21 protein-coding genes and 1 tRNA gene are annotated in these 20,896 nt (G+C 55.9%); 7 read left to right on the forward strand and 15 right to left on the reverse strand.

Annotated features, from left to right (window positions below):
- The first annotated feature begins 39 nt into the window (after window positions 1-39).
- Entirely contained in the window at window positions 40-534 is a 495-nt protein-coding gene (locus PHA01_RS09805) for a cupin domain-containing protein (RefSeq protein WP_271894810.1), read from the forward strand.
- Here the strand turns inward: PHA01_RS09805 and PHA01_RS09810 are convergent.
- Window positions 525-1,028: a peptide deformylase gene (locus tag PHA01_RS09810; protein ID WP_271894812.1), complete on the reverse strand. Its 504-nt coding sequence runs from the start codon at window positions 1,026-1,028 to the stop codon at window positions 525-527. The two genes, PHA01_RS09805 and PHA01_RS09810, sit on opposite strands and share 10 nt — an antisense overlap.
- A 123-nt stretch (window positions 1,029-1,151) precedes the next feature.
- Between PHA01_RS09810 and PHA01_RS09815 the strand changes: the two genes are divergently transcribed.
- From PHA01_RS09815 to PHA01_RS09825, 3 genes are all read left to right on the forward strand, one after another.
- Complete coding sequence (locus PHA01_RS09815) at window positions 1,152-3,335, forward strand: sensor histidine kinase (RefSeq protein ID WP_271894814.1); 2,184 nt, start codon at window positions 1,152-1,154, stop codon at window positions 3,333-3,335.
- A gap of 692 nt (window positions 3,336-4,027) precedes the next feature.
- On the forward strand, window positions 4,028-5,425 hold the full coding sequence (locus tag PHA01_RS09820; protein ID WP_271894815.1) for a PAS domain S-box protein: 1,398 nt from the start codon (window positions 4,028-4,030) through the stop codon (window positions 5,423-5,425).
- Between the two features lie 108 nt (window positions 5,426-5,533).
- Entirely contained in the window at window positions 5,534-5,932 is a 399-nt protein-coding gene (locus PHA01_RS09825; RefSeq protein ID WP_271894816.1) for a hypothetical protein, read from the forward strand.
- Between the two features lie 74 nt (window positions 5,933-6,006).
- On the opposite strand, the gene PHA01_RS09830 is transcribed toward PHA01_RS09825, so the two are convergent.
- A tRNA-Ile gene (locus tag PHA01_RS09830) sits at window positions 6,007-6,083 on the reverse strand.
- A gap of 134 nt (window positions 6,084-6,217) precedes the next feature.
- Window positions 6,218-7,246, reverse strand: a complete 1,029-nt coding sequence (locus PHA01_RS09835; protein WP_417020942.1) for a sugar-binding transcriptional regulator — start codon at window positions 7,244-7,246, stop codon at window positions 6,218-6,220.
- A gap of 153 nt (window positions 7,247-7,399) precedes the next feature.
- Here PHA01_RS09835 and PHA01_RS09840 point away from each other — a divergent pair, with 153 nt between their 5' ends.
- The gene (locus PHA01_RS09840) at window positions 7,400-8,152 is read left to right on the forward strand and encodes a hypothetical protein (RefSeq protein ID WP_271894817.1); all 753 of its coding nucleotides are present in this window, start codon (window positions 7,400-7,402) and stop codon (window positions 8,150-8,152) included.
- Here the strand turns inward: PHA01_RS09840 and ptsP are convergent.
- From ptsP to PHA01_RS09865, 5 genes are read right to left on the reverse strand one after another with little or no spacing between them, the layout of a single operon-like run.
- A complete protein-coding gene (ptsP, locus tag PHA01_RS09845; RefSeq protein ID WP_271894818.1) occupies window positions 8,120-10,111 on the reverse strand; it encodes a phosphoenolpyruvate--protein phosphotransferase in 1,992 nt (663 codons plus the stop codon). The genes PHA01_RS09840 and ptsP overlap by 33 nt on opposite strands.
- 23 nt (window positions 10,112-10,134) lie before the next feature.
- Window positions 10,135-10,512, reverse strand: a complete 378-nt coding sequence (locus PHA01_RS09850) for a PTS glucitol/sorbitol transporter subunit IIA (protein ID WP_271894819.1) — start codon at window positions 10,510-10,512, stop codon at window positions 10,135-10,137.
- Window positions 10,513-10,542: 30 nt separating this feature from the next.
- A complete protein-coding gene (gene srlE, locus PHA01_RS09855) occupies window positions 10,543-11,568 on the reverse strand; it encodes a PTS glucitol/sorbitol transporter subunit IIB (protein ID WP_271894820.1) in 1,026 nt (341 codons plus the stop codon).
- Between the two features lie 21 nt (window positions 11,569-11,589).
- Window positions 11,590-12,348 (reverse strand): PTS glucitol/sorbitol transporter subunit IIC, encoded by a 759-nt coding sequence (gene srlA, locus PHA01_RS09860; protein WP_271894821.1) that lies wholly within the window; start codon window positions 12,346-12,348, stop codon window positions 11,590-11,592.
- A gap of 40 nt (window positions 12,349-12,388) precedes the next feature.
- On the reverse strand, window positions 12,389-12,823 hold the full coding sequence (locus PHA01_RS09865) for a transcriptional regulator GutM (protein ID WP_271894822.1): 435 nt from the start codon (window positions 12,821-12,823) through the stop codon (window positions 12,389-12,391).
- A gap of 170 nt (window positions 12,824-12,993) precedes the next feature.
- Between PHA01_RS09865 and PHA01_RS09870 the strand changes: the two genes are divergently transcribed.
- Window positions 12,994-13,629 carry a hypothetical protein gene (locus PHA01_RS09870; RefSeq protein ID WP_271894824.1) on the forward strand — a complete coding sequence of 212 codons (636 nt, stop codon included), beginning with the start codon at window positions 12,994-12,996 and terminating at the stop codon, window positions 13,627-13,629.
- Here PHA01_RS09870 and PHA01_RS09875 read toward each other — a convergent pair.
- The 5 genes from PHA01_RS09875 to PHA01_RS09895 form a co-directional block, all read right to left on the reverse strand.
- Entirely contained in the window at window positions 13,610-14,926 is a 1,317-nt protein-coding gene (locus tag PHA01_RS09875; RefSeq protein ID WP_271894826.1) for an acetoin dehydrogenase dihydrolipoyllysine-residue acetyltransferase subunit, read from the reverse strand. The genes PHA01_RS09870 and PHA01_RS09875 overlap by 20 nt on opposite strands.
- A 3-nt stretch (window positions 14,927-14,929) precedes the next feature.
- Window positions 14,930-15,928, reverse strand: a complete 999-nt coding sequence (locus PHA01_RS09880) for an alpha-ketoacid dehydrogenase subunit beta (protein ID WP_271894827.1) — start codon at window positions 15,926-15,928, stop codon at window positions 14,930-14,932.
- Window positions 15,928-16,965 carry a thiamine pyrophosphate-dependent dehydrogenase E1 component subunit alpha gene (locus PHA01_RS09885; RefSeq protein WP_112531719.1) on the reverse strand — a complete coding sequence of 346 codons (1,038 nt, stop codon included), beginning with the start codon at window positions 16,963-16,965 and terminating at the stop codon, window positions 15,928-15,930. Before PHA01_RS09885 ends, PHA01_RS09880 begins: the two co-directional genes overlap by 1 nt.
- Before the next feature lie 38 nt (window positions 16,966-17,003).
- The gene (locus PHA01_RS09890; RefSeq protein ID WP_271894830.1) at window positions 17,004-18,323 is read right to left on the reverse strand and encodes an NAD(P)H-dependent oxidoreductase; all 1,320 of its coding nucleotides are present in this window, start codon (window positions 18,321-18,323) and stop codon (window positions 17,004-17,006) included.
- A gap of 146 nt (window positions 18,324-18,469) precedes the next feature.
- Window positions 18,470-18,763: a hypothetical protein gene (locus tag PHA01_RS09895; RefSeq protein WP_271894831.1), complete on the reverse strand. Its 294-nt coding sequence runs from the start codon at window positions 18,761-18,763 to the stop codon at window positions 18,470-18,472.
- Window positions 18,764-18,909: 146 nt separating this feature from the next.
- On the opposite strand from PHA01_RS09895, the gene PHA01_RS09900 reads away from it, so the two are divergent.
- Complete coding sequence (locus PHA01_RS09900) at window positions 18,910-19,641, forward strand: SIMPL domain-containing protein (RefSeq protein ID WP_271894833.1); 732 nt, start codon at window positions 18,910-18,912, stop codon at window positions 19,639-19,641.
- A gap of 109 nt (window positions 19,642-19,750) precedes the next feature.
- On the opposite strand, the gene PHA01_RS09905 is transcribed toward PHA01_RS09900, so the two are convergent.
- On the reverse strand, window positions 19,751-20,092 hold the full coding sequence (locus PHA01_RS09905; RefSeq protein ID WP_271894835.1) for an antifreeze protein: 342 nt from the start codon (window positions 20,090-20,092) through the stop codon (window positions 19,751-19,753).
- Window positions 20,093-20,235: 143 nt separating this feature from the next.
- A complete protein-coding gene (locus PHA01_RS09910; RefSeq protein WP_271894836.1) occupies window positions 20,236-20,691 on the reverse strand; it encodes a YcgN family cysteine cluster protein in 456 nt (151 codons plus the stop codon).
- Window positions 20,692-20,896: the final 205 nt, after the last annotated feature.

Raw genomic sequence — 20,896 nt, forward strand, 5'->3', positions numbered from 1 at the left:
TACATTGCCGGTAACATCGCGAAGAGGCAGGAGGCATTGATGTCCGACGATCATCAAAAGGGCGACGCGCACACGCATGACCATCCAATCGACTGGCGGGAGCATGGAGTCAAAATTATTCCCGGGAACTCTCTTGATCCGAATACGGCACAAACGCCGGGTATGAACCGGGCCGCTGCCATCAACCGCGCCCGGGCCGGAGCCGAAAAAATCTGGGCGGGGACAGTTGTCATTCATGCCAACGCCAAGACCGGCGCGCATCACCACGGGGATCTGGAAAGCATCATCTACGTGGTCAAAGGCCGCGCGCGCATGCGCTGGGGCGAAAGGCTGGAATATGTTGCGGAAGCCGGCCCCGGCGATTTCATCTTCGTGCCACCATACGTGCCACATCAGGAGATCAATGCCAGTCCCGACGAAGCGCTTGAATGTGTTCTTGTCCGCTCCGGTCAGGAGCCTGTCGTCGTCAATCTCGATATCGAGCCGGTGGAAAAGCCGGAGGGTGTTTTATGGAAGGATCCGATTCACCGCTGACTGCGCGACAACTTCTCATAACGCTTGATCAATCTGTCACGCTTGAGTTTCGACAAACGGTAGACCCAGAATATGCCATCGAGCTGATCGACTTCGTGCTGCAAACAGATGGACAGGAGACCGGTCGCTTCTTCTGTCTGAGACACGCCCGAAAGGTCCTCATAGCGAACCCGAATCGAAGCGGGCCGCTCGACCTCGTCCGAAACACCTGGCATGGAAACACTGCCCTCCTCGTGCCTGACGGTGTCAGCCGAAAACCATTCGATTTCCGGATTGACGTAGAAGCGAGCTGGTTGCGCCCGATCAAGCTTAAGAACGACAATGCGCTTCAAAAGGCCGATATGCGGAGCAGTTATGCCTATTCCCGGTGCCGCCCGCATTGTCTCCAGGAGGTCATCGGCCAGCAAACGGAGATCATCCCCAAACTCTGTAACGCCTTCAGCCAATGAACGCAGTGCGGGATGCGGATATTTCACGATTGGGCGTATCGTCAAAACTTCGACCTTTCAAACTGGCACGTGGCACATCAGCAACGTTGCTAAAGCCTCGTGCCTCAAACCGCATTCGGAGCGCAAGCTTCCTTTACAAGCAACGCTGCGACCGATAATCGACAGCAAATGAGCAAGACCCTAGTCAAACCGCAGGTTCTGCCGAAAGGCGCGTTGATCATGACGCTCCTGTCGTTGGCAACAACGATTATTTCGTTCGTCATCATGATGGGCATTACCGACATCTCGCCCACCAAACGGACGACACAAATCATTATCGCAGCCAATGCGGTTTCAATTCTGGTGCTGATCTATTTATCCTACGCGACGCTCCGGAAGCTGTTTCTGTTCAAGAGCAAGGAAAAGCACCGGGATCTGCATACAAACATAGCGATCATCTTCGCGCTGATCGCGTCGATCCCTTCGATCATTGTTGCCTGCTTTTCACTCATTGTCCTCGACAATCGTTTAAACGCCTGGATCAATCCCGAGAACAATCAGATCATTGATATGTCGATCAAGGCTGCGCAGTCCTACACCGAGGACAATGCGCAAAGTCTTTTGACCACAACTCTTTCGATGGCGATCGATCTGGATCAGCGGCGGATGCTGTACAGTCTTGATCGAGGTGCCTTCGAAAATTGGCTGACTTATGATGCAGGCCGCAACAATCTGCTTGGCGCATCCCTAGTTAGATCCAACGGTGAGGTTGTCGTCAGCGCCCAACTTTTCAACGATCATAGCCTTCCCGAAGCGCCGCTGGAGGCGTTGAAAACTGCGGCGGGCGACAGGCCGGTCTTGATCCCGCCCGAAGCCACCAACCTTGTCGGCGCCATCATCAAGATGCAGGCGCTGCCGGATTTATATCTCTATACGATCCGCGCTGTGGATTCTTCGGCGCTGGATAACATGCGCATCATGACCGACAACAATGCCGAATATCAGTCGCTGGCCAGCAACAGGAAGAATACGCAGATCGCCTACGCGCTGCTCTATATTGAGCTGACACTGTTGCTGCTATTGACCGCCGTCTGGACTGGCATTGCCGTCGCCAATCGTGTGGTCAGACCCATTCGCCTTTTGATCGGCGCGGCCGGCGACGTTGCCACCGGCAATTTTGACGTCTCAGTGCCTGTCCGCGCTTCGGATGGCGATATCGGTTCACTATCCCATACGTTCAATAATATGGTCGAGCAGTTGAAAACCCAGCATAACGACCTGATCTCGGCAAAGGACGAGATCGATGAGCGCAGGCGCTTTACTGAAGCGGTTCTGTCCGGCGTGACAGCCGGCGTTATCAGCGTCAACTCGCAAGGCGATATTGCCGGTCTAAACCGGCCAGCCGAGCACATGCTATCGATCGATGGTGCACAAGCTATCGGCAAGAACCTCGTTCATATCCTTCCGGAAATCGGTGCTGTGTTCGAGGCGGCGCGGGAGAACGGCAGGTCTTCCAGCCGCCAGCAGATAGGCATTACCCGCAATGGTATCGTACGCTCTTTCAACGTGCAGATTACCCGGGAAGACGCCGATACACAGCACACCTCCTACGTGGTGACGGTCGACGATATCACCGATCTGGTCGCTGCCCACCGCTCATCCGCTTGGGCGGACGTTGCACGCCGTATTGCCCATGAAATCAAGAATCCACTAACGCCAATCCAGCTGTCCGCCGAGCGCATTCGCCGCCGCTACGGCAAGGTCATTGTCGAGGATCGCGAGGTTTTCGACCAATGCACCGAAACGATTATCCGCCAGGTCGGCGATATAGGTCGTATGGTCGATGAGTTTTCTGAATTCGCTCGTATGCCCAAGCCGCAACTCGCAGCAACGGACATCCGTGGTGTGCTGCGCGACGCATCCTTTCTCGTGGAAATCAGCAACAATCAGATCAAGTTCGAGCATGACTTTACCGACGAGCCGCTCGTTGGAAATTTCGACAACAGGCTCCTTGGCCAGGCTTTCGGTAACATCATCAAGAACGCTTCGGAGTCCATTGAGACGGCGCTCCAGACCGGAGCGATAGAAGAAGGTTTCATTCTCGTTCGCGCTGTCAGTACCAGTTCGTCCATCATTGTCGAAGTGCTTGACAACGGCAAAGGATTGCCCGCTGACAACCGTCATCGACTGCTCGAGCCTTATGTGACAACGCGCGAAAAGGGCACCGGCCTCGGCCTCGCCATCGTCAAGAAAATCATCGAAGATCATAGTGGACATCTCGAAATGCTGGATGCTCCTGCGAGCTTTCATACCGGTCGCGGAGCGATGGTGCGAATGACTTTTCCAAAGCTCGTCGAGGCCACCGCAGCCTGACGTTTACCGGTATCGCTTTCGTTTCACTCGATATCAAAATGTGATGAAACTGAGGCACGGCGCAAATTGCGCTCTACATTGAAAGCGCTATAATCCTTTTCAGTGAAGCCGGGATGATGGGACTAAGCCTTCCATGATTTTGGTCAAGCACATGATCACCACAATTTGAATTGATCGCTGGGAACTGAAATCAGCGACGGGTGTTTATGATTTTTTGAGAACGCGCCGGTCCTATCCGGCTACGCTCAGGAGGAGTCAGGCGATGCGACACACGAAAGAAAACGGCGATATCTCCAACTGGATGACATGCTCAATGATTTTGTTTGGCGCGCTGGCAGTTGCAGCCGTCGTCTTTGCAGTTTGACTATCGGGCTTTGACCCGATCAAAATAAAACTTCGATAGTTCATGTGCGTCTGACAGAACGCGCATCAGATTTGTGTGGGCTGGTTTCCGAGTGAAATTGGCCCATTGCATTGTTGAGCCTCTAATCCTTTCCCAGCAGGCGTGATTTCCTCCATTCACTAGGATTGAATGGAAACGCAAATACTGCCCCATTGATCCTTCATACGCTGGGCGCTGTTGGAACCAAAATCGTTGCAGATAGTTTCGAATATGGGGGTATGCTGTTGTCGACTGGTCCCCTTGATTCGAGAACCCGACTGGCAAGAAGTTACTTGAAGCAGGAAAAATAGTGGATATTGCGCAAAGCAACCTTATTTCTTCACTTGCAGCTTTGCACAGCGTGGACGGCCTCAGCCGTGATTCCCTGATCATGGCACTTCCTATCCCCGTCTATACGACAGACAAATCCGGCATCATTACTTTCTACAACCGTGCGGCGGCGGAGTTTTGGGGTCGTGAGCCGCGGATCGGCGAAGAGGCTTGGTGCGGATCATGGAAATTGTACTGGCCTGACGGAACGCCGATGCGGCATGACGAGTGCCCAATGGCGACGAGCCTGCGCGAAGGCAGAGATGTGCGAGGGCTGGAAGCCATAGCCGAGCGGCCCGACGGCACCCGCGTTGCGTTCCGTCCATTCCCCGTTTTGCTTCGGGACAATAGCGGCGAAGTCGTTGGCGCCATGAATATGCTTGTCGATCTCACAGAACAGAAGCGCAATGAAGAGTCGGCTCAACACCTCGCGGCTATCGTGGAATCATCCGACGATGCGATCGTTAGTAAAACCCTCGCAGGCATCGTCAGGAGCTGGAACAGGGGTGCCGAACGCGTATTCGGTTACACAGCCGAGGAGATGATTGGCCGTTCGATCACCACTGTTATTCCTCCCGAAAGATTGGGAGAAGAAGCGTCCATCGTCGACAAAGTTCGCAAGGGCGAACGCCTGGATCATTATGAGACAATTCGGGTGCGCAAGGATGGGGTGCGTATTCATGTTTCGCTGACTGTATCGCCAGTCAAGGATTCGACCGGGCGCATCATTGGCGCGTCCAAGATTGCCCGCGACATTACCGAGAGAAAGGAGAAGGAAGAACGGATCGTCATGTTGATGCGCGAGGTAAACCACCGCGTCAAGAATCAATATGCCGTCATTCTGTCCATGATCCGGGAAACCGGCAATCGCGCTACTGATAGTACCGAGTTCGAGCAGCAGGTGCGGGAAAGAATCATGGCTCTCGCGCGATCACATGATCTGCTTGTCCATGCCGAATGGCGCGGAGCGACTGTAGCGGATCTTCTTTTGGCGCAGATAAAGCCGTTTGGCGATGAATCCAGCGTTGCGATTTCAGGCCCCCTCATAGTCCTGCAGCCCAATGCGGTTCAGTACCTGGGGATTGCGTTCCATGAATTGGCAACGAATTCGGCCAAATATGGTGTGTTTTCTGCTGACCAGGGCAGTATCGCAGTCGATTGGTATGTCGGCGATGATGGTAAAAACTTTTATCTGACCTGGACTGAATCTGACGGGCCACCTGTAAGGCTTGGGCGTGCCCATGGATTTGGCAAGATTGTGCTGGAGCGCGTAACCCCTCTATCCCTTGGGGCGGCAGGCACCCTGGAACAGGCGCCCAAACGCCTCGTCTGGACTCTGCGCGCACCAATGGAAAACATTGCAGCTTCCCTCCCCTGACAAAGCGCACAAACCTCATTCTTAATGCTTAACTGAGCTTGCTGGAAACCACTGTCGCTCGCGTGTATTGTGCGCGGCATCATTGAATCCTGGTTCAGGGGGAGCCAAATGCCACAGATTTCTCAGCTTTTCTTCAAGACGGCCATCATATGTCTTCTGATCGGGCTCGCGATGGGCCTGCAAATGGGAATGTCCGGAAACCATACGGTGATCGCTGCTCATGCACATCTCAACCTCTTGGGCTGGGTTTCCTGTTCCATTTTCGGTGGGTATTACGCGCTCAACCCAGCCAAGGCAGTCAAGAGATTGGCCATGGTTCATTATGTGGTCTATGCGCTTGGTCTGATCGTCATGCTGCCGGCGCTCTATTTCATGGAACTGGGCAATGTCCAGTTGGAACCGCTCGTCGGGATAGGATCGCTCGTCGTTTTCGCTGGCGTATTGATCTTCGCCGTGGTGATGTTCTCCAAGGAGATCGCAGCCATCCCCGAAGCCAGACGGGCCTGAATTGGGCTTACCGGCCCGAGGGCCCATAAAAGCAAAAAAGGCTTGGCAATTTCTCGCCAAGCCTTTGAAATTCTTGGTGGGCCCGGGAGGACTTGAACCCCCAACCAAGCGGTTATGAGCCGCCGGCTCTAACCAATTGAGCTACAGGCCCCACCTGAAAACAGACGCAGAGGAACTGGCCGCGCGTCTCTCGCGATCAATAACGGGAAAAATTGTGAATGCAATCCCTGACTTGGGCAACCGGGCGCTCTTGTTCCGATTTCCAACGGAAATTGCAAGCAAAGCTCACCCTTTTTCCTGTTCGGCAAGCACTAGCAGGCGGCGGGCACTTTCCTCATCGGTAATGAACACTGTCGGACGAACGAGCGCCATCGCGCCATAAAGCGCCCTGATCTTTTCCTTGCCGCCGGACGTCAATACCCGCGCCGGCACACGTTGCACCGTGTCGATGCCTACGGACATGACGAGGTCATGGATGGGATGATCCACCAGCTGACCCTGCTTGTCGTAAAAATGGAACAGAAGATCGCCAACGGCGCCACGTTCCGCCAGGGAGGCCTGGTGGCCCTGATTGAGGAAGCCGATGTGGTAGGGCGTGCTGGAGGCCGTTTCAATGGCCCCTACACTCAGAAGCACCAGATCTAGATCCTCGGCCATCTCGAACACGCTTTTGAGGCCGCAGCGTTCAATCAAGGCGGTTTTGGTCTCGATACTGTCCACCATGGCAGGAGCGGGAATGAGATACCCATCGCCCTGGAACAATTGTGCGAATTGCCAGGCAAATTCAGCCGGATTAAAGCGCCGCGGCTGGCTGATTCCGCCAAGCAGCGAGATAACCGTAAAGTTCTCAAGCGCCCGTGCTTCGAGATAGGACAATGTGTTGAGAAGCGTCCGCCCCCAACCAACGCCGACACGCATGCCATTGCTGACGATCCCGGACAGATAATCTCCCGTGGCGGCCGCTATCGCCGGGATCGGATCGTTGTCCGGATGGGACAATGGCGCGATGATCACCTTGTCGAGACCGAATTGCCGTTCAACCTGCCTTTCCAGTGCGACTAGGTCCGAAAGATAGCCCTGGATCCCGATCTTGACCTCGTTGCGCGCCCGCGCTTCGGCCAGCATGCGCACAATGGTCACGCGTCCAACGCCGAGAATCTCGGCGATCTCGTTCTGCGTCATCTGCTCGATATAGTACATCCAGGCGGCGCGCATGCGCATCCGGCTGATTTTGGTGTCCGGCTGCCCCACATCCAGAGGAGTCTTTTGGAGGCTTTTCGTCGTACCATTCGTTCGCTTGCGTCGATCGCTCAATCATCCCCCCTTTGATCGCTCCCGTTCCTTCAAAGCAGCAATGCTGCATCAAGCCAGAGCGACCTTCACACTACACCTCACGAGAATGTTGTTTAGCAGGCCAAGAAAAAAAGGTACAAACGATTATCCACCTGCGCGCAAAGGTACGCCATCATGATCCGGGATATTTCAAGCGAGATTGTCGTCAGTTTGAAAGACCGCCTGCGCGATGTACGCCACCTGATCAGGGCAAGTCGGCAAGATCGCCCGCCCGTGCCTCAGGATCTGCCCGATATCTTGTTCGGTAAGGCCGCGCGCGCCATGGACAAGGCATTGACTGCCGCAGAGACAATTTCGATCTCCCTGGTTTCACAGGATCCGGCTGCCCATTCGACAACCATCGAAGCGCGCAGTCTCGATGTTTATTTTCCGGCTGATGCCGGCAAAGGCGAGGCGCTGTTCCGGCGCGACATATATTACCTGACGAAGCGTATCTTGAGCGTTTTGGGATCGCACAATGCGCTCATTCACGAATCAACATTCGCATCCGTGCATGCGACAGTGATTCGCCGTCACGCGGCTTTGTTGTCCGGCGCAAAGGACGGCGATCCGAATGACATTGCAGAGGTAAGCGCCCGACTGGCGGTCGAGTTGCAATCGCAATATCAATCCGCGCATTTGCCGTTGGCCGGATATGCCGGGCAGCAGCCGGATCTGGACATCCAGTATTTGTGCTTTTCCGCTATCGCCCTCGCGATCGGTCTTGCCACCTATGCGGATCATGAACCGGACGATGAAAGATTGGTCGAGAGCGCGTTGTTGGCTCTACAAGCCCGCGGGGACAAATTCGATCAGGCAATCGCTGCATCGGATAAGGTAAAAGCCTTGTCCGATCTATTCGCCTTTTTGATTCCCCACCTGCCCTAATTCCCAAACGCATTTTTTTGCACGTTGAATGGATGCCGGACTCATGCTGAGTTCCGTCAGCCCCATTTTGACGAATGCCGGGATGAGATCAGCACGGCCTGCGGCTTCGCCGCACATACCGACCATGATTCCAGCCTCGACACCAGCTTTCGCCGTAAGTTCGATCGCTGCCATTACCGCCGGATGTGTCACGTCATTCAACTTTGCGACAGTCGGGTTGAGGCGATCAGCCGCCATGATATATTGGGTCAGGTCATTGGTACCGATGGAAAAGAACGCGACCTCTTTGGCGAGCATGGCTGCAATCATGACGGCTGCTGGTGTCTCGACCATGACACCAAGGTCGAAATTCGCGTAGTCCCTCCCCTCCGTTTTGAGTTCTGCGGCACACTCGTCGACCAGGCTGCGCGTAGCGCGGACTTCGCCAAGATCGGAGACCATCGGCAACATGACCTTGATGTTGCCATGCACGGCGGCACGCAGGAGCGCACGCAATTGCGGTTTGAAAACATCCGGGCGGTCGAGGCACATGCGAATACCGCGCCAGCCCAGAAACGGATTTTCTTCATCCGGAAAATCAATACCGGATATCGGCTTGTCGCCGCCAATATCCAGCGTACGAACGATCACAGGGTGTGGCGCGAACGCTTTGGCAAGCGTCGTATAGGTTTCGGTCTGCAAATCCTCCGATGGCAGATGAATGTGCCGCATGAACAGCAGCTCGGTGCGGAACAGCCCAACGCCCATGGCACCGGCTTCCTGTGCCGCTTCGATCTCCTCCAGGGAGCCGAGATTGGCCGCAATCTCGATGATAGTGCCATCAGCACGCCTCGGTACGATATCCTTATAAGCTTTCAACGCCTGCCTTTCCGTTTCCGCGACGCCGATTTGCGCATGGAAACGATCGGTCGTCATCTGGTCGGGATCGGGGAAGACATCACCATTATTACCATCCAACGCAACGCTCTTGACCTGCTGCAATTGCTGCACGGAATGTCCAAGCCCGAGAACCGCAGGGATCCCGTGCGCACGCGCAATGATTGCGACATGCGATGTTGCGCCACCATGGCCGCATATCACACCGGCGATACGCTTCAATGGCGCGCGGGCCAGATCCCATGCGCCGATATCGTCGGCGATCAGAATTGCACCGGAAGGAATAGCGTCAAGATTGGCATCGTCCTGCCCCAGTAGCGCTAGGCAGATCTGCCGCCCGACTGCATTTACATCGTCGGCTCGGGCATTGAGGTAAGGATCATCCATTGAAGCGAAATCCGCCGCAATTCTCGACGTGGCGCCAATGACGGCAGAAACCGCATCCATGCCTTCTCTCACCAGCGCTTCCGCAGCCTGTGTGAGTTCATCGTCACAGGCAATATCCTTGAGAGCAGCGATAATACCGCGGTCGCTTTCTGCGAGATCCGTCGCGGCCAATGACATATCCATGCGGTGTTGCACGGTCGCGAAAGCCTGCGTCAGCCGGCCGGCTTCTGCCGGTATTTCGTCCGCTGCCAGCAGGCGGTTTTCATGTTTGATTTCCGCCGGAAAAAAGCCGAAGGCTGGCCCGATGGCAAAGCCTTCGCTGGCAGCAACCCCGCGCAATTTGCCCGTGGCTGAGGTAGTGGAATTTGTCGAGAAGGCCTTGGACTGAACAGGCGTGGGCTCGGCAGATGCTTTTTCAGCTCGTTCCTCTTCCGCCGTGCCTGCATGCGGATCTTCAAGGTATCCGATCAGTGCCTCGATTGCCTCGATCTCATCCGCACCACTCGCCCTTACGGTAACTGTCTCGTTCTCCTTGACGCCTAGCAGCATCAGCTTCACGGAACTCTTTGCACTGACGGATTTGTCGGCCTTGATCAGCTCGATATCCGATTCGAAACCCTTTGCGAGTTTGACAAATCTGGTGGCTGGCCGCGCATGCAATCCGTCATGCACCCGCACTATTGTCGAGCGTTCCATTCAAATCTCTCTTCGATAATTCATTACCCGATGGTAATCGTCGTTCCAACTTTCAACGCCGATACCAGCTCAGCCGTATCGATTTCCGATGCGCAAATTTCGCCTGGGCGTTCAACTTGATCGGACCCATTGAACGTAATGACCACATGTCCAATATCTTTGACCTTCTGCCAGGCATAATCGCCAATACCGGTGATGCTGGCAGATACATCGCCAATATGGATTGCAGCCCCTACTGGCGGTGTCTCGTCAGAAGGCTGGCCCTCGACAGCATGCAGGATCGAAACCTCTGCAAGTTCAGGCGGCGCGCCATCCGCAAACAGAATGACCACGCCTCCCTCGGCAAGATCCGCCACCTCAGGTCCAACGGCTGTTACCCGTGTTTTCAATAGGACTGACATATGGCGAACCTCTTTTTCTTTTCGTTGAACTCAAAATACGATCAGGCTGACGATCCAGGCTATAACGACAGATACCGGCCCCATGATCTGGCGACTGATCAGAACCGCCGGCACACCGATTTCGATCGTCTTGGGCTTGGCTTCACCGAGCGCCAGACCAACCGGGACAAAGTCACAACCTACCTGCGTATTATAGGCGAACAGTGCAGGCAGAGCCATTGCCGGTGAAATCGTGCCGTTGGCGATCTGCGGTCCGATAATCGCGACGCCGATAACTTGGGCGATAACCGCACCTGGTCCCAAAATCGGCGACAGGAATGGCAACCCGCAGATGGCTGAAAGGATCAGCAAACCGACGATATTATTGGCAAGCGGTCCCATTGGTTGCGCCAGCACATCGCCAATCCCGGTATAAAGGATGAAGCCGATGAGCATGGTCACAAACGCCATGAACGGCAGGACGTTGCGGACGACCTGGTCGATGGTACGGCGACCGGCATTGAAGAAAATGCCGACCACACGGCCCATAGCTCGGCCGATAGTGCTGATAAAGCCTATTAACCCACCTTCACCGTTGTCCGACGTTGCAGTCCGGCTTGCCATGGACGCGGCAAGTTCTGCAGGCGTGGGCGGCGAGTCCTGTGACGATCTTACCCCTGCAACTGCTGCCGGTTGTGACCCGTCGGCGAGTTCGATATTGGCCTCTTTTACACCTGAAACGTAGATGTCTTCGGTAATGAACTGCGCCAAGGGTCCTGCTTGGCCGACCGGCGTCAGATTGACGGTCGGAATACGTTTCCGTGGATAAACACCGCAGCGGGCAGTACCGCCGCAGTCGACGACAACGACGCCCATCTCTCCTTCAACCGGAGGCGCCTTGAAACCGTCAACCGCCTCTCCGCCCGTGAGTTCTGCAATGCGGCGTGCGACGGGATGAATGCCGCCACCGGTGACGGACACGACCTTGTTACGCTCAGGCGTCAGCTGAATGACAAGCGGGCCGCCCCAACCATTACCGCCTCTGGAAATCTTTACTGCCTTATAGGTCTTTGACATTTTACTTCTCCCCGCCCCGACTTAAAGTTCAATGCCCTGACGGCGTGCCATGATGGCAGTAATGCGCTCGGTCAGCATACCCTTCAGGAGGATGACTACCAGACCAACGAGCGCGTACCAGATGGCGACGTTGATGTGATAACCGACGGGAACCGCGCCTTTTTTCTCAAGTTCGAGAAGCGCGACGAGAATACCGCCCCAAACGAAATATTCGCCCGGGTTAATGTGCGGGAACAGACCAAGCGGTGGATGCACATAGGATACGGCCGCATCGTAGAACGCCGGCTTGTGCTTTTCTTCGAGGAACGAACCAAACGTATAGGCCATCGGGTTTGTGAGGAAGAACACGGAAAGCACGGGCAAGACAGTGTAGCGCGTCAGCGCGATACGACCTGCACCCCGGGCGATGCCATGCACGCGTTCTTCGCCGACAAGCTCCGTCAAAGCGTAGAATGCGGTCATCAGCACGACGAGCGTCGGGATAATGCCTGTTACAAATCCGGCGAAGACCTCGCCGCCCTTCTGGAAGATACCGATGAAGTATTTACCGATGTGGGTCAGCCAGCCGAGCTGCTCTTCCTGCTGGACATTCTTCAGCTTGTCCTTGAATTCCTCGACAGTGATATCCCCCGTCGATTGCACAAGCACGACAAGATCGTTGCCCGCATGCGTGATGGCCTGTTTGCCGTGGAGCGCCGCATCCGAGACCATCGATCCCGCCACCGAAATATGGTGCGCGGCGATGTCCGCATGTTGCGCCAGCATTGTTAAAATTGACATGTTCCCTCCTCCTTATCGACCGTTTTCCAAACGGCCGTCCCTATGCGTTGACTGGCTTGATCCCGATTAGACCGGGCCGCTTTGGTTCTGCCCTGGCCTTGTCTATCTGTTCGATTGCGCGCTCCGCCGCTTTGGCGACATTCGGCTCCCCCAGACCTGTCATCACAGGATCGGTGCGCAATGCGTTCAGCGAGCTACCCTCAAACTCCTCGCGCCGCTTGAATTTCGCAAAAACCGATCTACCGCTCATCACGAGAAAACGTTGAACCGCAAGGTCCGGCGTAACGAGAATGAGGACGATCACACCCTTGCCAAAGCGGCCGCGAACATTGCCCGCGCCAACAAAACCATCATTGTATTTGGAAGTGATGCCTTTCATCACATCGCTATAGTGGCGCATCTGGTACCAGACGCCCAGTGATTGCAGCGCCCACAAAATCCCAAGGGCCAGCAATCCCCATTGCCACATTGCCATGTCTTCAACCTCCCAACGCCCGACCGCAAACATATGCTATGATCGAACGAAAAAATATAGAACATTTGTTTTTTGTAATGTCAATATGTATGATTTCGGTTCTGTTAAAACTTGGCTTGTGCTGCATCACGGCGTATGACGTGATACAATGAATTTGAAGGTGGGAAGGCATGGATTTTCTGTTCAGAGACGAATTAGTCCATATGCCGGATTTACGGCACCGGCTTCGCCAACTGCGTTGGTTTCGCATGGCTTTTCGCAAGAATGCCGCGCTGATTGCGGAACACTACGGATATCAATTTGCCATCGATGAAACCAGATTGACCAAAGCTTTTCTCAACTGGGTCGAGACGGTTGAACAACAAAAGTCCTATGCGCAGATCGATCGCAAGGATTTCATCATTTTTGCTGCGGGCCTTGTGCTCAAAGAGCTTATCACCATAGGACCGGCGACAGTCCGAAGCCATCCCAAGCAGAGCGAATCGCAGCTGACAGAAATGCAGGAGATTATCGCGTTCTGGCCTGAAGGGTTCCTCTATACCAATTACTGTGTCGGCGCGATCGCGGCAATTTGTGAGCAGGAATTTGGTACCGCTCCGAAGATCGACGCATGCGCGGACGATCTGCGCACATGGTGGTCGTACCGCGAGAACGTCCGCGAGATTCCGGATCAAGCGATCGCCTTTCTCGACAAATTCCTTGGCGCGGAGCCCAACTGGATCATGCCCAATCTGGCTTCGGCTCGCAGTGCCATTCAGCGAGCGCTCGTTTCGCCGAAACCAAGCGCTACGCTACCGAACGGCTGACCTCTGTCAGTATCCGCATGATCTTTTCACGCTGTTCGAGCTGCGGCATATGTCCGGTCCCGGCAAAGAGATGCACGGCGATCTCGCCCGGTAACCCGGTGGCATGTGTCGCCGGGATCACCCGATCGGCTGCTCCGAAAATCAAACGGACTGGAATGGTCAGATTGGCAAGGGTCTGCCTGACATCGATGACCTGCGTTCCGTCAGCGAAAAAACGGTCGGCAACGAGCTGCTGCGCATCGCGCAACGCCACATTCTGCGATTGAGCCAGCGTTGCGCTGATAAATGGCTTGGTCAAAAGACTTTCATCCTGAACCAGCTGCTTCATCCACGCGACGAGGCTCGGCTCGGTACGAGCCCGGACGAACCCCGAAAGAAACGCACCATTGATTTCAGGTCCAAGCCCGGCCGATGCGATCAGGACCAGTGCACGAATGTCGAGATGGCTGCGGGCAGCCACTTCGGTTGCGACCGCGCCACCAAATGAGTGCGCAACCAGGATTATTGGTCCAGAGTGATAGGCAGCAACGGTTTGTTCCACCAATTCGGCAATCGCATGCAGATCATCTGGAATGGTGTGCGGCGATGCGCCATGGCCGGGCAGATCGATGGCAAGGATCGGATTGTCCAACGTGCCACCGCCCAGCATCGGTCTCCAGCTGTTGAGATCGGAGCCGAAGCCATGGATCAGGACAAGCGGCGCGAGCTCCGAATTGTTGCCTTCGCGCAGCCATGCCGCATGCAGCGGAGCACCGGCTTGAACGGCAGGTTCGCGAAGCTGCACAACTGGCTTCGTGACCGCCGCACCCAGCGCAACGCCATTTTCGACATCCTTCTTCTGGATGCGTCCCTTCGGTCCAGACCCTGAAACCGACGTCAGATCAATGCCGGCTTCCTTGGCAACGCGGCGGGCGAGCGGCGTTGCACGAACGCCGTCGGCTTTGTCAGCGGTCGTTGTCGTTGTTGCGGGCGCGGTTTCCAACGATTCAGCCGCAGGCTTTGCCTCTGGCGCAACCACTGCGGGTGCATCTGCAATGTTTGTTGGTGCATAGGCCTCACCTTCGGCAAAGATCCACGCTACGGCCTGGCCCACAGGAACTGTCGTGCCCTCCGCCGCCGTGACATTGCGCAAAATGCCCGAAGACGGTGCATCCACTTCCATGGCTGCCTTGTCAGTCTCGATTTCGAACAGCACCTGCCCTTTGGTGACAGCATCGCCATCCTTTGCGTACCAGCGCGAAATCTGGCCGCTTTCCATATCCATATCGACCTTGGGCAGGATCACCTCGACGGGCATGGCTTAACGTATCCCCTTAACGAGATCGCGAGCGCTCTTCAGAATACCGGGCACCTGCGGCACCGTCGCCTTCTCGAGCTCCGGATTATAGGGAATAGGCGTTTCCGCACCACCCAGGCGCACGATCGGCGCATCGAGATAATCGAAGGCCTCGCTTTCGGCGATCATCGCGCTGACTTCTGCCCCGATGCCAAGTGTTTTCACGCCTTCATAGACGCACATCAGCTTCGACGTTTTTTTGACACTGGCGATGATGGTTTCCTTATCCATCGGACGGACGGTGCGCAAATCGACGACCTCGACATCGATGCCTTCTTTCTCGAGCTCTCGCGCCGCTTCCAGTGCTTTGTGCACCATGATGGCCGAAGCAACGATGGTCAGGTCAGTTCCTTCGCGTACGACAGCAGCCTTGCCGATCGGCACGGTATAATGTCCTTCCGGAACATGACCCTTCATCTTGTAGAGCAGCTTGTGCTCGAAAATCATGACGGGATCCGGGTCTTCGATGGCCGCGAGCAACATGCCCTTGGCATCATACGGCGTCGACGGCTGGATAACCTTCAGGCCAGGTACGTGGCCAAACCACGCTTCAAGACTTTGGCTGTGTTGCGCCGCGGCGCCTGTACCGGAGCCGGCGGGAAAGCGCATCACCAGAGGCACCGAGACAGCGCCGCCGAGCATATACCGAATCTTCGCCGCCTGATTGACGATCTGTTCCATTGCCAGCGCTGCGAAATCCGAAAACTGGAACTCGAAGATCGGCCGCATTCCGGTCAAGGCCGCACCGACGGCAACGCCCGCACCGCCAAGCTCGGAGATGGGCGTATCCATCACCCGATCTTCACCGAAACGATGCACAAGGTCACCCGTCACCTGAAAAGCGCCGCCATAGACGCCGATGTCCTCGCCCATTAGAAACACGCGGTCATCGGCTTCCATGGCAATGGCCATGGCTTCCTGGATTGCCTGCGAATAGCTCAGCTCGCGGATTATCTCGTCCATTAAATTTCAACCGTATAAACGTCGCGTGTCAGATTATCGAGCGTAGGTGATGGGCTGTTCCTGGCGAATTCGATCGCCTCGGCAATCTCCGCCTCGGCGCTTGTCCGGATCGCGTCGATATCGGCGTCGTTGACGAAACCGAATTCCTTGAGCTGATCTTCGAACAGTTGGATCGGATCGCGATTGCTGATCCAGTCCTCGATCTCTTCTTTTGTGCGGTAGCGGTTGCGGTCACTCTTAGAATGACCGCGGTGACGATACGTCTTGCACTCGATGAGGGTTGGGCCCTCACCCCGGCGGGCCCGTTCCACAGCATCGTGTGACGCTTCGGCGACATCGGAGAGATTGTTACCATCGACGACAACGCCCGGCATGTTGTAGGCGACCGCGCGATCAGCAACGTTCGCAACAGCCGTCGAACGCTTGGTCGATGTGGACATGCCATAACCATTGTTCTCGCAGACGAAAACCACCGGCAGCTTCCAGATCGAAGCCATGTTGAGCGCTTCGTGAAACGCACCCTCATTGTTGGCGCCATCGCCAAAATAAGAGATGACGACCTTGCCGTTCTTCTGCTTCTTTGCGGACAGAGCAGCCCCAACCGCAATCGGGATACCGCCGCCGACGATGCCATTCGCACCGAGATTGCCCTTGGAGACGTCGGCGATATGCATGGAGCCGCCACGGCCCTTGCAGTAACCCGTCTCCTTGCCGAAGAACTCGGCGAACATTTTCGAGACTTCCGCGCCCTTGGCGATGCAATGTCCATGACCGCGATGCGTCGAGGTGATCATGTCATCTTCGGCGAGCGGCATCGAAATGCCGACCGCACTCGCTTCCTGACCAATAGACAGGTGCATGGTGCCGTGGATGAGGCCGCGCGTATAGGACTCCTCTGCACCCTCTTCGAAGCGGCGTATCAGATACATCTTGCGCAGTGCTTCCTTCAGCTGCTCCGGCGGATAATGCCGAAACGCGAAGGGAAGGTTGCTACCATCGTCATGGCGCTTGGCGCTTGAATTTCTGGCGGCTGCCATGTCGGCACTCCCTGTCTGATTCTAGATGCTTTCGAGGCTCACGCCCCATAAACCAGTTTATCCTGGCGAGCGCGGAGTTCGACGATCTTCGAGCCTGGCGCGGGGGCGGCATTGGCGCTGGTGATGAGTTCACCCTTCCTGATGGCTTTCGTGACGCTGCCGCCCTGCAAAAGGCCGCAAGGGATGGCACCGGCGACGCGCGCTTCGCCCGCCGTCATGATCCACGCGCGGTAGCAATATTCGCCAATCGCATCGAGCCTGTCGCCGGGCTTCAGATCCTTCTTGGCGACGGCACAGACCTCGGCCACCGGCTTGGCCAGCGGCACCATGTCGGCCTTGCCGTAAAGCACGACGCGGGCGCAGGTCAGCGGCACCTCGAGCGAAGTCAGGTGATAGGGGCGATGGAAGGTGAAGTAGGGACCCTTGCCCATCTTCAGGTCTTCCATGCGCTCCGAGATGCGCGGATGCGACATGTCGGCAACGACGAAGACGCCCGGCGCCACGCCCTTGCCGATCGAATAGTCGACGACACCCACGCGCGACAGGACGCCGCCATCCTTTTCCGGCACGAGCACCTTCGACAACTGGTCGAGCGTTGCCGCCGGGCCATGCATGCCGGGCCTGTCGGGGACGAGCCCGGTGGCATTGGCGATCGCCGCCATCTCCACCATGGTCTTCGAGCCATCGACGAACTCGACCAGCATGCGCACATTCATGTGGCGGCGCCTGGCTTCTTCCTCGTAATCGTCGGGTATCGCATCGATGTTGAGCGGGTTGTTCTTGCCCTTGCCGGCGGCAACGATCGGATGGCCCATGGCCGAAACGAACTCGATCAGCTCCATGCACGAGGACGGCTCATCGCCGGCACCGAGCGAATAGGTGACGCCGAGCCGGTCGGCCTCGCTCTTCAAATAGGCGCCGATGGTCACGTCCGCCTCGACATTCATCATGACCAGATGCTTGCCGTGCTCCATTGCCTTCAAGCCGATCTCGGCCCCGACCGCCGGCACCCCGGTCGCATCGATGACCACATCGATCAGCTCGTTCTCAAGGATGAGATCGGCATCATTGGTCACGGCGATCTTGCCGGCTTCCATCGCCGCGGTCAGCGCCGCAGCATTCGAGACTTCGCGCGAATGACCCGCTTCCTGGTAGGCGATGTCGACGGCCTTGACCGCGTGGGGCAAATTGAGTTCGGAAATCGCCCCGATCTCGATGCCGGGCATATGCGCCACACGCGTGACGATGTCGGTGCCCATCTCGCCCGAACCGATCAGGCCGATGCGGATCGGACGGCCGGTCTCCGCTCGCGCCTGCATATCCCGCGCCAATCCCGTCAATGCAACATTCGTAGCCATCAATGCCTCCCTGTGCCAGCCTCTGATGGGGACTTCGAGGCTGGTCAATCAAGACATCGAATATTGAACATTTGTATTTTAGTCAAGACCTATGTGCATAATGACAACAGGAAACGGCAGGCAGATTCCACTCTCGCGAGCGCCGGTCACTCGAAGCGATGCCCTTCCCGTTCCGGATCGCGCGAGATCTCCGCCTCCTCCTCATCATCGGGCAAGGCCTCGTCGCTTTCCTGGTACGGATTATCGTCATCTTCCTCTGCAAGCCCTGCATCTTCCGGTTCGACCTGCCGTTCACCCAGAATGGCAAGCTCATCGTCGGCTTGCATCTCCGCTTCGCCGGTTCCGATATCGTCTAAGTCCGGTGTTTCAATGGGCATATTCGACGCCGGTTCCCAGGGCTCAATACGTTCAGGACTGTTCTTGGGTTCTCTACCAGACATGTTGTGCTCCTTTAGTTGCAAAGGAAACGCCTCAGAAACTGTTTGGATGCATAAAATGCATAGGTCTTCGAATGTTTTGCCTTTTGCCCTAATCCACCCATAATCACCTGCGACGCAGCAGCTCCATCTTATTCGGGGAGATATCCATGACATCGAAATTTCTGAGCCTGGCCTTTGCGACAACCGCAATGATGGCAGTGCCGTTCGCCGCATTGGCCGACGAAACACCGCGACCACGCATTGCCGTTACTGGCGAGGGCCAAGCAGCATTAGCGCCGGACATGGCCCTTGTTTCAATGGTGGTACTGCAGGAGAAGCCCACCGCGCGCGAAGCGCTGACGGCTAACAATGAAGCCATGGCCAAGGTTCTCGACGCAATGAAGAAGGCAGGCATCGCGGAACGCGACCTGCAGACGTCAGGCTTCAATATCGAGCCTCGTTATGTCTACCCGGACAACAAGGACAATACACAACCGCCGGAAGCACCGAAGATTGTCGGCTACGCTGTTTCCAATTCATTGACTGTACGCGTGCGTGATCTGAAGAAGGTTGGCGACATTCTCGATCAGTCCGTGACGCTCGGCGTCAATCAGGGTGGCAACCTCATCTTCACCAATGATAAACCCGAGGCAATTGTTGAAGAAGCCCGCAAGAACGCCGTTGCAAATGCAATGGCCAAGGCGAAGACCCTGACGGAAGCTGCAGGTGTTGGTCTCGGCAAGGTGCTCGAGATCAGCGAGCAGTCCTACAGCCCTCGCCCGATGCCGATGGGCCAAGCCAAGATGATGGCGGCCGCACCCGCGGATTCAGTTCCTGTTGCTGCGGGTGAAAACACCTACAATGTGAATGTCAACGTCACGTTCGAATTGAAGAATTGACCTGATCAATTCTTGGAAATGAAAAAGGGTGCCAGTCGGCACCCTTTTTGTTTCTTGTGGCAGAAAACAGCGTCAGATGATCGCCGCAGTAGACTTTCGAGACGGGCTATTAGCGGATGATCGGGCAGCCAGGTGCACGGGCAAACACAACGGCAGTGCGTAGACCCCGCTTCCATCCAGTTACACGAACAACGTTGCGATTAGCGACAACCCGTGGGTTGCGGATCCCCATGCGGCTTGCCTTGCTGGCAGCCTGACCCGGAGTGCAAACACGATTTGGGCGATGGCCATAGCGATATTGGACATCGACGAGTGGCGCGGAAGTTGTTCCATGCTGGACCACGATCGGTGATGCAAAGGCTGGTGCCGCGAACGATGTGTTTGCGCCGAGGATGGCACCGATGCTGATTGCAGCACCGACTGCAAGCAACTTGAGTGAAAGACTAGCCATATGAGCGTTCTCCTGTTTGATTGTCCGGGAATTGGGGGAAGTGTTTTCAGACATTCTGAAAACCGGACAGGCGCCCTTTGTTTCACAGACGATCTGAACAAATCCTCAACGCCTCATTCACGCCGCGTTCACTTGCAAACCGTTCAGGAAGGCAATTCCTCCTGCATCATATGATCAAAATAATCTTCATCCCCTTTCATTTCGTGATCGAACGCGGTGATCTTGCCGCGCACTGAGATCCCGGCTTCATGGACTGTTTCGGGGTTCCCTGAAACAAGCGGATGCCACCAATAAAGATCCTTGCCCTCATCGATCAGACGGTAACCACACGTCTCCGGCAACCAATCGACTGTCCGGACGATCTCCGGTGTCAGGAATACACAATCCGGCACCTTTTTCTTGCGATGTGTATAGTCTGAACACTGGCACGTACCGGCGTCCAGCAAGGTGCAAGCCACTGTTGTGAAATAGATTTCTTCTGTGTCCTCGTCTTCCAGCTTGTGCAGACAGCAGCGCCCGCAGCCATCGCACAGGCTCTCCCATTGCGAGCGGTTCAGCTCATCCAGAGTCTTCGTTTTCCAGAACGGTTCTTGAGGCATGCGGCTCAAATACATCCCGGACGCCGCCGCGTCCACGTTTTAAACATGAACGCGGGATGAACAGCGTCTTCACTTGAGATACAGGCTGCCCCTGCAATCCTTCACCCCATTGCTAATCGGGATCGCACCCGACAAACGGTTGCCCACAAACGGGAACAAGGTTGCGATCACAAACATTTGACGTGTTTCAACGACAAGAAACGCG

This window comes from Candidatus Phyllobacterium onerii, assembly GCF_028331445.1.
Taxonomy (GTDB): Bacteria; Pseudomonadota; Alphaproteobacteria; order Rhizobiales; family Rhizobiaceae; genus Phyllobacterium; species Phyllobacterium onerii.